The organism is Halovenus marina (assembly GCF_051414115.1).
GTDB lineage: Archaea > Halobacteriota > Halobacteria > Halobacteriales > Haloarculaceae > Halovenus > Halovenus marina.
Genome location: NZ_JBLKNZ010000001.1, coordinates 2,822,848 through 2,836,151, shown reverse-complemented (window position 1 = coordinate 2,836,151; position 13,304 = coordinate 2,822,848). Strand labels below are relative to the sequence as shown.

16 protein-coding genes are annotated in these 13,304 nt (G+C 63.6%); 8 read left to right on the top strand and 8 right to left on the bottom strand.

From position 1 onward, the window contains the following. Positions 1-16: 16 nt before the first annotated feature. Both ACMGFL_RS14495 and ACMGFL_RS14490 read right to left on the bottom strand, forming a co-directional pair. Positions 17-220 carry a helix-turn-helix transcriptional regulator gene (locus ACMGFL_RS14495; RefSeq protein ID WP_436936248.1) on the bottom strand — a complete coding sequence of 68 codons (204 nt, stop codon included), beginning with the start codon at positions 218-220 and terminating at the stop codon, positions 17-19. Between the two features lie 3 nt (positions 221-223). Further along, the gene (locus ACMGFL_RS14490) at positions 224-667 is read right to left on the bottom strand and encodes a DUF2178 domain-containing protein (RefSeq protein ID WP_436936247.1); all 444 of its coding nucleotides are present in this window, start codon (positions 665-667) and stop codon (positions 224-226) included. 157 nt (positions 668-824) lie between these two features. Between ACMGFL_RS14490 and ACMGFL_RS14485 the strand changes: the two genes are divergently transcribed. Further along, complete coding sequence (locus ACMGFL_RS14485) at positions 825-1,847, top strand: hypothetical protein (RefSeq protein ID WP_436936246.1); 1,023 nt, start codon at positions 825-827, stop codon at positions 1,845-1,847. 66 nt (positions 1,848-1,913) lie between these two features. After that, positions 1,914-3,155 (top strand): Glu-tRNA(Gln) amidotransferase subunit GatD, encoded by a 1,242-nt coding sequence (gene gatD, locus ACMGFL_RS14480; RefSeq protein ID WP_436936245.1) that lies wholly within the window; start codon positions 1,914-1,916, stop codon positions 3,153-3,155. 7 nt (positions 3,156-3,162) lie between these two features. On the opposite strand, the gene ACMGFL_RS14475 is transcribed toward gatD, so the two are convergent. From ACMGFL_RS14475 to ACMGFL_RS14465, 3 genes are read right to left on the bottom strand one after another with little or no spacing between them, the layout of a single operon-like run. Then, a complete protein-coding gene (locus ACMGFL_RS14475) occupies positions 3,163-3,441 on the bottom strand; it encodes a ubiquitin-like small modifier protein 1 (protein ID WP_436936244.1) in 279 nt (92 codons plus the stop codon). A 50-nt stretch (positions 3,442-3,491) separates the two neighbouring features. Beyond that, a complete protein-coding gene (locus ACMGFL_RS14470) occupies positions 3,492-4,565 on the bottom strand; it encodes a DHH family phosphoesterase (protein WP_436936243.1) in 1,074 nt (357 codons plus the stop codon). A gap of 45 nt (positions 4,566-4,610) precedes the next feature. After that, positions 4,611-5,060: a universal stress protein gene (locus ACMGFL_RS14465; RefSeq protein WP_436936242.1), complete on the bottom strand. Its 450-nt coding sequence runs from the start codon at positions 5,058-5,060 to the stop codon at positions 4,611-4,613. Between the two features lie 102 nt (positions 5,061-5,162). Between ACMGFL_RS14465 and ACMGFL_RS14460 the strand changes: the two genes are divergently transcribed. After that, entirely contained in the window at positions 5,163-5,606 is a 444-nt protein-coding gene (locus tag ACMGFL_RS14460; protein ID WP_436936241.1) for a universal stress protein, read from the top strand. On the opposite strand, the gene ACMGFL_RS14455 is transcribed toward ACMGFL_RS14460, so the two are convergent. Together ACMGFL_RS14455 and ACMGFL_RS14450 are read right to left on the bottom strand one after the other, a co-directional pair. Next, positions 5,598-6,119: a GNAT family N-acetyltransferase gene (locus ACMGFL_RS14455; protein ID WP_436936240.1), complete on the bottom strand. Its 522-nt coding sequence runs from the start codon at positions 6,117-6,119 to the stop codon at positions 5,598-5,600. The two genes, ACMGFL_RS14460 and ACMGFL_RS14455, sit on opposite strands and share 9 nt — an antisense overlap. Continuing rightward, on the bottom strand, positions 6,116-6,472 hold the full coding sequence (locus tag ACMGFL_RS14450; RefSeq protein WP_436936239.1) for a universal stress protein: 357 nt from the start codon (positions 6,470-6,472) through the stop codon (positions 6,116-6,118). The genes ACMGFL_RS14455 and ACMGFL_RS14450 overlap by 4 nt, the downstream gene beginning before the upstream one ends. Positions 6,473-6,561: 89 nt before the next feature. Between ACMGFL_RS14450 and ACMGFL_RS14445 the strand changes: the two genes are divergently transcribed. Then, positions 6,562-7,329: a DUF5806 family protein gene (locus ACMGFL_RS14445; protein WP_436936238.1), complete on the top strand. Its 768-nt coding sequence runs from the start codon at positions 6,562-6,564 to the stop codon at positions 7,327-7,329. Between the two features lie 127 nt (positions 7,330-7,456). On the opposite strand, the gene ACMGFL_RS14440 is transcribed toward ACMGFL_RS14445, so the two are convergent. After that, positions 7,457-8,029 (bottom strand): cysteine hydrolase family protein, encoded by a 573-nt coding sequence (locus ACMGFL_RS14440; RefSeq protein WP_436936237.1) that lies wholly within the window; start codon positions 8,027-8,029, stop codon positions 7,457-7,459. 145 nt (positions 8,030-8,174) lie between these two features. Between ACMGFL_RS14440 and ACMGFL_RS14435 the strand changes: the two genes are divergently transcribed. The 4 genes from ACMGFL_RS14435 (at position 8,175) to ACMGFL_RS14420 (ending at position 13,290) form a co-directional block, all read left to right on the top strand. After that, a complete protein-coding gene (locus ACMGFL_RS14435; RefSeq protein ID WP_436936236.1) occupies positions 8,175-9,224 on the top strand; it encodes a PAS domain-containing sensor histidine kinase in 1,050 nt (349 codons plus the stop codon). Positions 9,225-9,287: 63 nt separating this feature from the next. Beyond that, entirely contained in the window at positions 9,288-10,781 is a 1,494-nt protein-coding gene (locus tag ACMGFL_RS14430; RefSeq protein ID WP_436936235.1) for an Hvo_1808 family surface protein, read from the top strand. Further along, positions 10,768-12,078 carry an Hvo_1808 family surface protein gene (locus tag ACMGFL_RS14425; protein ID WP_436936234.1) on the top strand — a complete coding sequence of 437 codons (1,311 nt, stop codon included), beginning with the start codon at positions 10,768-10,770 and terminating at the stop codon, positions 12,076-12,078. Before ACMGFL_RS14430 ends, ACMGFL_RS14425 begins: the two co-directional genes overlap by 14 nt. A gap of 60 nt (positions 12,079-12,138) precedes the next feature. Continuing rightward, positions 12,139-13,290 carry a nicotinate phosphoribosyltransferase gene (locus tag ACMGFL_RS14420; protein ID WP_436936233.1) on the top strand — a complete coding sequence of 384 codons (1,152 nt, stop codon included), beginning with the start codon at positions 12,139-12,141 and terminating at the stop codon, positions 13,288-13,290. The last annotated feature ends 14 nt before the right edge of the window (positions 13,291-13,304 follow it).

Genomic DNA, 13,304 nt, shown 5'->3' with positions numbered 1-13,304 from the left:
GCTCACAGTCAGATGACTAGTCGTCCGAGGTGTCAGGGTGGAACAGGTCTTCGATCCGGCAGTCGAAAAAGTCCGCAAGGGCGAAGGCGAGTTCGAGCGAGGGATCGTAGCGTTCGCGCTCAATGGCGTTTATCGTCTGTCGGGAGACCTCGACTGCCGCGGCCAGGTCGCCCTGGCTGAGGTCGTGTCGGTCGCGGTACTGTTTGAGGTTGTTGTTCATCGGTCAGGAGTACTGCCGTTTCATGTAGCCGTGTGCGAGCGCGTAGATGCCAAACAGGAGCGCATACCCCCACATCATGCCGCTGAACCACGACGGTGCGGTGTACACGCCCGTCTGTTCGAGTGTCACCGACCCGGGCGCGCCGAGGATCAGGACGAACCCGACTGCCATCACGGACACCATCGCGGCCTTCTCACCGACCTCCCGCTGGCGCTCGTCTTCCAGTTCGACCGGGCCGAGATGATGGATCCCGAGCGCAATCACGAACGCGAGCCAGTAGATACCGACTGCCGCAACCGCAATCACGTCGCTTTCGACGCTGTTCCACACGAAGATGAGGACGAGATACCCGACGATGCCAGCGGCCATCACGCCGAAGTAGAGCCGTCTGTATCGCTTCCGCCTGGCGAGGTGGTTCTGCCCGTTCGCGAGGTTCTCTGGTGGCATGGGAATGCTCTGTAAAGCCTCCTTTACAGTAAAGGATGCTTTACACACTTACTTATATTTTCCCGTTCGTCCGTCCGGTAGGAGACTGCTGTCGATGACTCAAATCGCTCTTTGTGTCTCAAACAGGGCTTTATCTTGGGGGGAGATAGAGACAGGTATGAATCGACGGAAATTCCTGGCCGGTGCCAGCGCGGCAGTCGTCGGGCTGGCTGGCTGTGTCTCGAACGGCGGTACAGACAACGACGACGGAACTGGGAACGACAGCAACGGTGGAGACGACGGCGGTAACCAGGACGATAACTCGGGAGACGGGGACAACGGCAGCGGTGACGGTGGGAACGGAGATGACGGCAGTGGTGACGATGGAAACGGAGACGACGGGACGGGAGATGGAGACAACGGGAACGGGGACGATGGCAATAGTGACGACGGAAGCGGAGACGGGATCGACTTGCCGGATGGTGTCTCCACGGCGTCGATTCCCACTGTCAACACTGACTGTGGCACGTCCGACGCCGACCGGTTCGACGCCGAACTCGGCGAGACGGTCACGATCAACGGAACGCTCTCGGCTCCGAACCCGTGCCACGAAGCGGTGTTCAGCGAAATAACGCTCGACGGCGACGAACTCGGCGTGACAGTCGACGTGGAGGATACGTCGGGGGACACGGGGTGTGTCGAGTGTATTGGCGAAGTCTCCTACGAGGCGACGATCGAACTCGACGACGTGGAGGTCACGAAAGCGACGCTTACCCACGCGACGGGCGGCACCTACACCATCGAAGGGTCGCGGACGTACCCCAATCCGACCGTGACCGATACCGCCATCGAGATGGTCGGTGCAGAGTGTGGCACAGAGGACGACGCGACGGCGAACATCGAACCGGGAGAGGAAGCGGTCACAATCACAGGGACCGTCATCGCCAGCAACCCGTGCCACCGGGCAGTCCTCTCCGACGTGACCATCGACGGGTCAAAACTGGCTGTCGAGGTCGGACTCGAGGAGACAGAGACGGACGTGTGTGAGTCCTGTACCGGCGCGATCAGCTACGAGGCGACAGTCACCGTCGCGGAGATCAAGGGCCTCAACACAGTTTCATTGTCACATCCCGACGGGTCGAGCTACGGGGCGAGCTGGCGGAGTGCGAGTTCGGGTGCGCGCGACCCGGAATCCAACTAATCAGGCTGTTGCCGCCGTCGGCCGCCGAACGGGCCTTTCAAGTCTCACCCGCCAGTACTCCTGGCCATGAACGAAGGCGACAGGGTTCGCGTCGAGCGAGCGGGACAGTCCTACGAAGGGGTACTGTTGCCCTCCTCGACGCGGGATCAACTGGTCGTGAAGCTCGAAAGTGGCTACAACGTGGGTCTCGACCGCGAGGAGACCACAGTCGAAGTGCTCGAATCCGACGTGTACGACATCGACTCGACGGGAACAGAGGGCGAGTCAGAGATCGAATTCGACGAGAATCTACCGACGATATCGCTCATCTCGACCGGCGGCACCATCGCGTCGACGGTCGATTATCGGACCGGCGCGGTCACCGCACAGTTCGACGCCGAGGACGTCCTCCGGGCAGTGCCCGAACTCGCTGGCCTCGCGAACTACCGCGGGCGCGTGGTCGCGAACATCCTCTCGGAGAACATGACGCCCGACGTCTGGCAGGAACTCGCTGTCGCCATCCACGAGGAAATCGAGGCTGGCGCGGACGGCGTCGTCGTGATGCACGGCACCGACACGATGCAGTTTTCCGCGAGCGCGATGGCCTTCATGCTCGATACGCCAGTTCCAATCGTCTTCACCGGCAGCCAGCGCTCCGCTGACCGGCCGTCCTCGGACAACGTGATGAACGCTGTCTGTGCTGTCGAAGCCGCAAAAAGTGATTGCGCGGAGGTACTCGTCTGTATGCACGAGAGCGAATCCGACCAACGGTGCGCCCTCCACCGCGGAACGCGCGTCCGGAAAAATCACACCTCGCGACGGGACGCCTTCGAGACTGTCGGCGCGAAGCCGCTCGGAACGGTCGAGTACGAGAGCCGCGACGTGTCCTTCCGCCGCGAGCACACCGCCCGTGGCGAGCAGGAACTCGGACTCTCCGAAGAACTCGAAACCGACGTCGAACTCGTCAAGTTCACGCCCGGAACCGACGCCTCCCGACTCGATGCCGTCGCCGACAGCGCGGGCGTCGTCATCGAGGGGACCGGGCTGGGACACGTCCACACCGACTGGATCGAACCGATCGAGAAACTGACCGCAGCGGGGACGCCGGTCGTGATGACCAGTCAGTGCCTCGACGGGCGGGTCTGTGACCGGGTCTACGACACCGGCCGGGACCTGCTCGACGCTGGCGTGATCGAGGGTGAAGATATGCTTCCCGGGACTGCGAAGGTCAAACTGATGTGGACGCTCGCACACAGCGAGTCAGTCCCGGAAACGATGCGAACGCCGCTCGCCGGTGAAATCCAGGAGCGCTCGACGCCCTGGACGTAGGTGTCGTCTAGCCGCCGCTGACCGGGGGGAACAGCGCGAGTTCCGCGTCTGTGACGACCGTGTCCCAGCCATCGCGCTCGCGGAACGGGTCCGTCCCGTCACACAGAAGCCGAATGTGGTCGTACAGGTCGCCGTCCTCGTCGAACAGTTCCGCCTCCAGTTCTGGATGCGTCTCCAGCAGCGCATCCAGAGCGGACCGGAGGCTCGGCTCCTCGCCCTCGACCGAAACCGTGACGCTGTCTGTGCCCGCTGTCTCGGCAAGTGTCGCGAACAGCTTCCACCGCATATCCCGCGATTCGCGCTCGCGCTGTATGAGCGTTCCGTCTGTCGGTCGGATCACCCCTCGTCGTGGCTGTCTTCGAGTCGTTTGAACGCGTCGAGGATGGCCTGTTTCGCGACTGCACCCTGCGTGCTCCAGTGGTGGGCGTAATCGAGCATGTCCTCGTAGATGTCGGGCTTGCAGCCCGCAGCCTTCGGGTGGCCGCCGCCGTTGACCTGCGCGGCCACCTCGTGACACCGCTCGAAGGAGTCGGTCCCGCGGATCGACGCCGACCCGGCGGGTTTGACGATGACGGCGGCGTCGGCTCCCTGCTCGCGGAGCTGTTCGGCGACCTCGTTCTGTGAGCACCGGCCGTAGGTGACGCCGACCGTCCACGGACCAACCTCGCGAAGGCTTGCGCGTGCGACTGCCTTCTCGATCAGCGCTTCCTTCTCGACGCGTCGCTCGGCAAGCAGGTCCTGTGCCGTCTCCGGAAGGTTTGGCCCGTGATCGACGATGGTCTGGATGTACTCCCCGGGGTCGACCCAGTAGGCGAAATCCGCCAGGTCGTCGGATCGCTCGTCCTCGCGGATCCACAGGTCGTGGTCGCGCGTGGCCGCCGCCAGTTCGACGTACTGCTCCGGAAAGTCGTATTCGAGCGCTTCGAGTGTCACGTCGGCGGTACAGACCTCGTCGGACGGCCCGACCACGAGTGTGACGTCAGCAGCTCGCACCCGGTCTGCGAGTTCCTCGTCCCACTGGTGGTGGTCGTACCAGGTCACGGCGGCTGCCGTCTCGACAACGCTGTCCAGGTCGGCCAGGTCGTCGGCGTGGTCTGGGCACAGGTCACAGATGTACACGTCCGCACCATCTGTGTGCTCGGCGACCCACGAGAGCGCCCGGTCGATTTCGTGTGGTCCAGCAGGCAACAGTGTCGCCGTCCCGCGCGCAATCTGGATCAAGGCGGTCGCGGCCAGCCCATCGGCGTCCGGGTCTGCCACGACAACCACCTCAGCGCCGTCGAGACGCTCCTGTGCCTCGCGTTCGGCCTGCTCGTCGGCCAGCGAGTCCGGCTGAAAGAACCCCTCCCCCGGGAGCACGGACTTGCGCTCCAGCGACAGCCGGTCGTCGTCGATGAGTCTATCGTCCATATCGCTCACTGCACAGCGAGGGGCAAAAAGCCGCGGGTTCGACCGCTACCGCTCGGCTGTGGCTTCCTGTCCGTCGAGTTGACGGACGGTCAAGACGGGCGTCGACGCCTGCCGGACGATCCGTTCGGCGACGCTGCCGAGCAGGAACGCGTGTTCACCGTGTCGGCCGCGCGTCCCCATCGCGATGAGGTCAGCGTCAACCTCCACCGCGTAGTCCATGATCTCCGTGGCGGGTTGTCCTGCCCGCGTTGCGGTCACGACGGGACACTCCCCGGCCTCCCGCTCGACAACCGACAGCGCCTCGTCACCGGCAGACTGGAGCGCCGATTCGAGGTCATCGCGAACCTCTTCGGGTGAACTCTCGATGTCGTGTTCGTCGACGACATACAGCGCGTGTACGGTCGCGTCGAACCGATCGGCGATATCGAGTGCGGCCACGACGGCCCGTTTCGCGCTTGCAGAGCCGTCAGTGGCGATGACAACCGTCTCGAACATACCTGGGATCGGACGGGCAGACAGTAAAGCACCCCGTTTTGGAACAGCACTGCCGTTCACAGACCGGCGGGTTTTTGCCCCTACCACTCCCACCGTCGCACGATGGCCCTCGCGATCGATCTCGTCCTCGCGCCGGTCGACAGCAGCGACGACAGCCACGAAGCTGTCGAGTACGCCGTCGCCGTCGCCAAGCGTTACGACGCAGACCTGCATCTGCTTCACTTGCTCGACGAGCGCGTCTTGCAGGGGCTCGAAACGGACGATATCTCGGCCGATACTGTCGCGGCACAGCAGCGCTCATTTACGGCTGACGTTCGTGACGACCTCGCAGTCGAATCGGTTTCGTTGTCCCACTCGTCGGCGGTCGGCTTCTCGTCGAGTCGGCTCGCACAGACGCCCGGGTCCGTCACGCTCGATGCAGCCGACCAGCTCGACGCCGACTTTCTGGTCGTCCCCCGCGTCACCACGAGCAGCGAAACACACGTCCTCGGGAAGGCGGCGCTGTACATCCTCGAATACGCGAGTCAACCGGTGCTCTCAGTTTAGGTCGTCGAGACGGAGCGCCATCTCGAGTTCGAAGGAGTCGTCTTCGGTCGTCTCGAATCCGATCTTTTCATAGAGGTTCACCGCGGCCCTGTTCCAGCGCTCGACGGTGAGCCAGACGCGTTCGACCCCCTCGGTGTGAGCCACGCCGAGTACGGTTCTGACGAGTTCCGTCCCGATTCCCGCACCCTGGTAGCGCTGGAGGACGAAAATCGCAAGCTCGTAGCCGCCGGTGCGGTCGGGAACTAACATGGCGTGGCCGACTGGTTCGTCACCGTACCAGCCAACGACGTCGAGACACTCCGGGTCCGTGACGACATCGAGCCACTCGCGAATCGTCTCCTCTCCGACCGGTGGAATCCCCTGTGCCCGGTCTTCCGGGTCGAACTCGTCGTACATCGTGACGAGTGGTTCGTACTCGTCAGGCTCCAGTCGCCTGACAGTGATGGTTCTGCCCTCGCGGTCGGTGAACTCACGCGGCGGTGTCGGCAGTGAGTCAAGATCGGATTCAGTCATCGTACTAGAGTCACCGTACTCTGTGCGTTCAACAGGACGAATTCGACGACACTACCAAGCTGGATCTTGCCGAGCGGGCTTCGCTCCCCGCCAGCGAGGACGATTCGGTCGTAGCCGTCGCGTTCGGCCAACTCGACGAGGGTACTCCCCGGATCGCCGGTCACTCGCCTGAGTTCGGCGAACTTCTCTGTCTCATCGAGATGGTCCCGAACCTGTGATTCGATCGCATCGAGATCGTCGTCGGTCGCGTAGACAGCAACGGTGACCTCGTCGCCGTCCTGCAGCCGTTCGAGTGTCTCCGTGATAGCCTGCAGCGAGCGGTCGCTTCCGTCGGCCCCAACGAGAAACCGCATAGTACAACGACGACGCCCGACTACAAAAGAACGGCGAACTCGCGGGGGTCTCCGGTAGTCTTTTTCACATCGCCCGCCCATCTCTGCCCATGACAGACGAACACGACCGGGAGACAGCCGAGGGCGACCCGGCCGAGTCGGGGATGCCCGCGACTGACGAGCCAGCGACGGAGGAAGTCCCTGCCGAACCAGAGACTGAGCGGTCGGAGCCAGTCACTGAGGCAGAACCCGAACCAGACACCGACGCCGCGACAGATGGGCCCGAATCTGCCCGCTCCGATGAGAATGCCGGTTCAGCACCTGAAACAGCCACGGCGACAGACGACCCTATACCCGAAGACGTCCGGAAGTACGACCGTTTTCAGAAGATCGACGGCGGCACCTACGGCCGGGCGAACGACTTTCTCCGCGAGCGGACCTACATCACCGCCCGCGAGTGGGCCATCGCCCGTCTCTGTGCGGACTTCCGAACAGAAACTGGCGTCGAGATGACCAAAATCGGCGAGAATCTCCCCGAACTCGTCCCCTTCATGACTGACACCTACTCCCCGCAGGCAGTCAATCAGGCGCGGTCGTCCTTCGAGGAGAAGGTCCGGAAGGCGGGCGCAACCTTCCTGTACGGGGCGATGTGTGACTTTTTCACCGCAGAGGAACTCGACGACGTGATGTACGAGGCCACGGAGGTTGCGAAGTTTCTGCTGGAAGTCGAAGGCGTCGACCTGTCCGTCGAGGAGGAACTCGAAGCCGAAGACCGCATCTCCGAGGTGATGCGGGACGTCCGCGAACACAGCGTCGCCCTGCGACACGACGAGGTGACCTGTCCCGAGTGTGGCCACCAGTTCGACGCTGACCGATAGCGAGCAGGCGACACGAGCGGCCCGCGACGCGGTGTGTCGCACTATCGCGTGACGCGTCGCGGCATGCGCTACAGCACAGCGGCGATGGTTCCGTTTTCGGATAAAAAGTCAGGGTGTGACGGACAGCCTACGAGAAAGAGATCTCTTCGAGTGTCGTCACCTCACCGAACAGCCAGCCAGCGTGGTCGAGCGCGTACTCGCGGTCGTCCTCCTCGATGTAGCCAATAGCGTCTTCGACCAGCAGCGGTCGGTAGTCGCGGAGACCAGCGCTCCCCGCTGTGTGGAGTACGCAGACGTTCGCGAGCGTCCCCCCGAAGACGAGGTTGTCCACGTTGTGTGCGTCGAGCCATCCCTCCAACTCGGTCTGGTGGAAGGCGTCGTAGGTGTGTTTGACGACGACGAGGTCGTCCTCGTTCGGGTCGGGTTCGTCGACGAGTTCGGCCTCCCAGGACCCTTCGAGGACGTGTTCGCCCCAGCGCTCGAACTCGTCGTAGTAGTGGGCGTCGTCGAACTGCTCGGGCGGGTGGACGTCCCGCGTGTAGACGACGTGTGCGCCCGCGTCGCGCCCGCGTTCGACGAGGTCGGCACAGCCCTCGATTGCCGCCTCGCTTCCGGGCGCGTAGAGACTCCCGTCGGGATGACAGAAGCCGTTTTGCATGTCGACGATGACGACCGCCGTCCTGTCTGCGTTCAGTTGCATGCGTTCAGGTTCGGGCCGTGCGCACTGAAAATTTGCGCTCGCCCGGGCGAACATAGCGATATATACTGCTCGTGGGACGGCTGACCGATACATAGCCCTCCTAGCAAGAGACATGGACGAGTCGCCCCTTCGCTATCGTACCTGTATGTCTCTGGATACGTCGACACAACTGCCCGCGGAATACGAGACGCTCCACACCGGGATCGCACTCTACAACGCGGCGACGGCACGCATCGTGGCTGCGAACGAACGGCTCGAATCGCTGTTCGGCTATCCCACGCAGGAGTTGCGCAGGCTGTCGATCGAACAGTACACCGCGAACACCTACAAGTTCTCGGAACCCGATTTCGTCAGGCGGCTACAGGTGGCCAGCGACGGCGACCCCCAGCAGTTTCTGTGGCGGATCAAGCGGTCTGACGGGGAGCTAGTCTGGGTGCGCGTCCACCTCGCACAGCAGACTGTCGGCGGCCGGGAGTACGTCCTCGCGGAGATAAGAGACCTCACCGACCACTACACTGCCAGCCGACGGGAGATGCTGTTCTGGCGCATCCTTCGCCACAATCTGCGAAACGAGACGACGACGATCGCTGGCCGCGCTGGCGAGATCAAGACGCTCACAGACAGCGACGACGTCACGGCCGCCGCCGAGACGATCCGGTCGACGGCGATGGAACTCGGCGGGGTAGCCACCTCCGTCAAGGAGATCCAGCAGGCGGTACTGCAGTCCGAAACGAATCGGTCACACAGACAGGCGGCAGCCGCGATCCGCGATGTCGTCTCCGATATCGAGCGGGAGTACCCGGACGCCGAGGTCACTGTCGAGGAACGAGAGCGGATGTGGATTCACGTCGACAGCGCTTTCGACCACGCCCTGTCTCACGCCATCGAAAACGCTATCGTTCACAGCGAGCAGGACCGACCGACAGTCACGGTCGCGGTTCGGGCCTCACCAAATACCGGGCGCGTCGAGATCCGCATCACCGATACGAACCCGGTGATCCCCGACGTCGAAGTCGACGCTCTCGACGAGTTCGCAGACCTGACGAGCACCTACCACGGGACCGGCGTCGGCCTGTTCGTGATGAAGTGGTGTATCGAATCGCTGGGCGGCGAACTCGAATTCGAGGAGCGCGACCCGCGCGGAAACGTCGTTCGCCTCTATCTGCCACCGAAATCACCGTCCGGGCCGCGCTGACTCGGACAGCGAAGGAGTGTCCACAACAGACAGCTTTTGCGTACGCAGTTCGTATCGCAGCTAATGCGTCGGCTTCTGCTCGTGGTTGCGCTCGTCGCGTTGGCGGGCTGTGCGGGAATCGCACCGACAGCGGACGCGCCAGCGGAGATGCCAGCCTCGGGGGATTCCACAGACTCATCAGGACCGGAGCCGACACCTGTCGAAAACGGAACGGCGAACGATGCGCCAATCGAACACGAACTGAGTCCCGATCCGGAGGAGGATACGCTCGGCTGGCACGACGGCTACTGGCACGACGACCCGGTGTCGGTCAACGCGACCGACGGTCTCAACGAGACCGAACTCGACGTCGTCACAGCGCGCGCGATGGCCCGCATCGAGGTACTCCGAAACCGCTCCTTCGAGGAGACGGTCGCGGTGTCGCTGATCAACCGGACGGAGTTCGGGAATCGGCAGGCTGGCACCCCCTCTGGCGGGGACAGCGGGTTCGAGGAAGCGCGCTACCGCGCGACATTTCTGGTTGGTGGCGACGAGAGCGCGACCGAACGGCAACGAGAGACGACCCAGCAGTCAGTCGCCGGGTACTACTCGCCCGGTACCGGCGAAATCGTGATCGTCTCCGACTCGAAGACGCCACGGATATCGATCGACACGCTCGTCCACGAACTCACCCACGCGTTGCAGGACCAGCACTTCGACCTCTCGGAAGTCACCGCCGTCTCGACACAGGACCGGACGCACGGCCGTCTCGGACTCGTCGAGGGTGACGCCGAGACGGTCAGAGCGGAGTACGAGGAGCGCTGTGGCGAGGTCTGGCGGTGTGTCACCGTAGCTGGTGGTGAGAACAGTGAAGAGAACAGCGAGACGGCGGACGGAGCAGGGTCGGACATCCACCTCGGCCTGTACATCACTTCGTGGTTCCCGTACGACGACGGCCCGGGCTTCATCGAACACCTCAGGGACGGGTCGGGATGGGACGGGGTCGACGAGGCCTACGAACACCCGCCGAATTCGAGCCGCGAGATACTCGATCCGGCTATCTACGGCACCTTCGAACCGACCGCCGTCGAACTCGACGACCGCAGCACCGACGAGTGGACGCGGCTGGAATCCGGCGGCACGGACCACCAGCGCATCGGACAGGCCGGACTGACGGCGATGTTCGCCTACACGCTCTACGACGACAGCTCCGCTGGCGGCGTCATCGACCCGCGCGCGTTTCTCGACACCGACAGCGAGTCCCAGCGAACCGATCTGCTGAACTACGACCTGCCAGCGACGAGCGGGCTGGTCGGTGACCGACTACACCTCTACGAGCGAACCGACGAGTACGCCCACGTCTGGCGGTTGGAATGGAACTCTGCGGCGAACGCAACGGAGTTCGCAGACACCTACGAGCGACTGCTCTCGTACTGGGGCGGGCAGGCTGATGGCGCTGTCTGGACGATTGGCGAGGACAGTCCGTTCACGGGCGTCTACGACCTGCGAGTCGATGGCTCGACGGTGACAATCACGAACGCGCCGACCGAAGAGGCGATTGAGAATGTCCATCCGTAAGAGGCGACTCGCAGTCACGCTCGTCGCGCTCGTCGCCGTTGCACTGCTCGCGGGCTGTACCTTCATCTCCGGTGGGGGAGATGACCTCCAGACCGATGGGACGCTTGGCGAGGTAGATGGAATTGCCCACGACGATGCGATTGCGGTGGACGCTTCGGATGGGCTCAACGCCACCGAACAGGACCTGCTCGTGGCCCGCGCGATGGCCCGCATTGAATCGATTCGTGGCCTGGAGTTCGAGCGAAGCGTCGATGTCGAGGTGATCACACGCGAGCAGTACCGCGAGAACCGGACCGTCGGGGGGAACGTGACACACGCCGCGTGGAACAATCAGGTCTGGGAGGGGCTCTTTCTCGTCGGTGAGAACCGCGACATCGAGGCGGTGTTCAACGAGACGTTCGGCGCGAGCGTGCTCGGGTACTATCGGATCGGAGAAGACGAGATCGTGATCGTCAGCGACGACGACCAGCCGACGATCAGCAAGGACACGCTCGTCCACGAACTCGTCCACGCGCTGCAGGACCAGCACTTCGACCTGTCCGGCAGCCCCGACACCCAGGACAGACAGCTAGCCAGAAACGGTCTGGTCGAGGGTGAGGCCGAACTGATTCCGGAGCTGTATCTGGACCGATGTAGCAACGGCTGGTCGTGTGTTCGACCACCGACAACACCTGGCGGCACCAGCAACGCCGACATCGGCGTGTTGCGCGTGCTCTCACAGCCGTACACGAGCGGCCCTGATTTCGTCGCTGCGCTCCGCGGCAGGGGTGGCTGGGACGCAGTCGACGCAGCCCACGACCAGATGCCCACGAGTACGACACAGATCATTCATCCCGAGCGGTATCCGGACGAACAGCCGCTGAACGTGACAGTTTCCGACCGGTCGGCTGCGGCGTGGTCGCGCTTCGACCACGACCCCGTCGGGGACACGCTGGGTGAGGCGTCGATCAACGTGATGCTGCGCGAAAGCGGCGTCATCGATCCGCGGGGCAACGACCCGTACAGTCACCCCGTGTCGGAGGGCTGGCGCGGCGATACGCTCGTGCCGTATCACAACGACGGCGAGTACGGGTACGTCTGGGAACTCGAATGGGACAGCGAATCCGACGCGTCTTCGTTTTACAGCCACTACCAGGAGTTGCTCGACAGCCGGGGCGCTGTCGAGCGCGGCGCGAATAGCCTCTTGATCGCTTCGGGACCGTTCGCGGACGCATTCCGGGTTACGCAGGCGGGAACGACCGTTCGCATCGTCAACGGGCCAACTATCGACTCGCTTTCCCAGATCCACGCACCCTGACGAACACTCGAACGCGTCGCGCTCCCGGCCCTTTTTTACGTTCGCTGCCGACGAACAGGTATGACGGAGTTCGACATCGTTTCGCCGGATGCAATTGCGTCCGGCAAGGCGACGGATGCATACTTCGACCGGACGGTGGAGACGCTCGAACACGCAGACCGGAATCCGACCGTCGTTGCGGAAGTGACCGCGACGCAGTTCCCTACCGGGGACTGGAACCTGCTCGCTGGCGTGAAAGACGCTGCGCACCTGCTCGCCGGACACGACATCGACGTCAACGCAATCCGCGAGGGACGGCTGTTCGACGGCGGGCCGGTCCTGCAGATCGAAGGGCAGTATCTCGAATTCTGTCGGCTGGAGACGCCGCTACTGGGCTTTCTCTCACACGCCACCGGCGTCGCAACCGCGGCGCTCGAAGCCCGACAGGCCGCACCCGAGACGACACTTTTGAGCTTTGGGACCCGGCACGTCCATCCCTCGATCGCCGCGATGGTCGAGCGAAGCGCACTCGTCGGAGGACTCGACGGCATCTCGAACGTGGCCGCCGGTGAGGTCATCGACCGCGAGGCAGGCGGGACGATGCCCCACGCACTCGTCATCTGCTTTGGCGCTGGCAATCAGGAAGCGGCGTGGCAGGCCTTCGACGAGGCAGTGGCCGAGGACGTGCCCCGAATCGCACTCTGTGACACCTACTCCGACGAAGTCGACGAAGTCCTCCGTGCTGTCGAGGCAGTCGAGGATCTGGACAGCGTTCGCATCGACACCACCGGGTCGCGCCGCGGTGACTTCCGGCATATCCTCCGCGAACTCCGGTTCAAACTCGACGCCCGTGGACACACGGATATTGGTATCTTCGCGAGCGGCGGCATCACGCCTGAATCGATCGCACAGTTGCACGACGTCGCCGACGGCTTCGGCGTCGGCTCACACGTGAGCAACGCCGACCCGATCGATTTCGCACTCGACATCGTGGAAGTGGAGGGTGAACCCGCCGCGAAGCGGGGGAAACTCGACGGCAAAAAACAGGTCTACCGGACACAGGAGGGCGGCCACCACATCCAACTCGCCGACAGACAGCCACCTGACGACGGGGAGGCGCTGCTGGAACCGCTCATCAGAGATGGGGAACTCGTCCGGGAGTTCGACATCGACACCGCCGCGGCACGCGCCATGCAGGACGCCGACGTCGTCGGATTCGAGCCGCCGCTGTGAGCGGGGCGTTCGCG

What these genes read in the sequence shown, in the direction of transcription:
- ACMGFL_RS14430 (WP_436936235.1), top strand. Translation starts at nt 9,288, where the DNA reads ATGCGTCGGCTTCTGCTCGTGGTTGCGCTCGTCGCGTTGGCGGGCTGT.
- ACMGFL_RS14495 (WP_436936248.1), bottom strand. Translation starts at nt 220, where the DNA reads ATGAACAACAACCTCAAACAGTACCGCGACCGACACGACCTCAGCCAG.
- ACMGFL_RS14490 (WP_436936247.1), bottom strand. Translation starts at nt 667, where the DNA reads ATGCCACCAGAGAACCTCGCGAACGGGCAGAACCACCTCGCCAGGCGG.
- ACMGFL_RS14485 (WP_436936246.1), top strand. Translation starts at nt 825, where the DNA reads ATGAATCGACGGAAATTCCTGGCCGGTGCCAGCGCGGCAGTCGTCGGG.
- gatD (WP_436936245.1), top strand. Translation starts at nt 1,914, where the DNA reads ATGAACGAAGGCGACAGGGTTCGCGTCGAGCGAGCGGGACAGTCCTAC.
- ACMGFL_RS14455 (WP_436936240.1), bottom strand. Translation starts at nt 6,119, where the DNA reads ATGACTGAATCCGATCTTGACTCACTGCCGACACCGCCGCGTGAGTTC.
- ACMGFL_RS14420 (WP_436936233.1), top strand. Translation starts at nt 12,139, where the DNA reads ATGACGGAGTTCGACATCGTTTCGCCGGATGCAATTGCGTCCGGCAAG.
- ACMGFL_RS14440 (WP_436936237.1), bottom strand. Translation starts at nt 8,029, where the DNA reads ATGCAACTGAACGCAGACAGGACGGCGGTCGTCATCGTCGACATGCAA.
- ACMGFL_RS14435 (WP_436936236.1), top strand. Translation starts at nt 8,175, where the DNA reads ATGTCTCTGGATACGTCGACACAACTGCCCGCGGAATACGAGACGCTC.
- ACMGFL_RS14475 (WP_436936244.1), bottom strand. Translation starts at nt 3,441, where the DNA reads ATGCGGTGGAAGCTGTTCGCGACACTTGCCGAGACAGCGGGCACAGAC.
- ACMGFL_RS14470 (WP_436936243.1), bottom strand. Translation starts at nt 4,565, where the DNA reads ATGGACGATAGACTCATCGACGACGACCGGCTGTCGCTGGAGCGCAAG.
- ACMGFL_RS14450 (WP_436936239.1), bottom strand. Translation starts at nt 6,472, where the DNA reads ATGCGGTTTCTCGTTGGGGCCGACGGAAGCGACCGCTCGCTGCAGGCT.
- ACMGFL_RS14425 (WP_436936234.1), top strand. Translation starts at nt 10,768, where the DNA reads ATGTCCATCCGTAAGAGGCGACTCGCAGTCACGCTCGTCGCGCTCGTC.
- ACMGFL_RS14445 (WP_436936238.1), top strand. Translation starts at nt 6,562, where the DNA reads ATGACAGACGAACACGACCGGGAGACAGCCGAGGGCGACCCGGCCGAG.
- ACMGFL_RS14465 (WP_436936242.1), bottom strand. Translation starts at nt 5,060, where the DNA reads ATGTTCGAGACGGTTGTCATCGCCACTGACGGCTCTGCAAGCGCGAAA.
- ACMGFL_RS14460 (WP_436936241.1), top strand. Translation starts at nt 5,163, where the DNA reads ATGGCCCTCGCGATCGATCTCGTCCTCGCGCCGGTCGACAGCAGCGAC.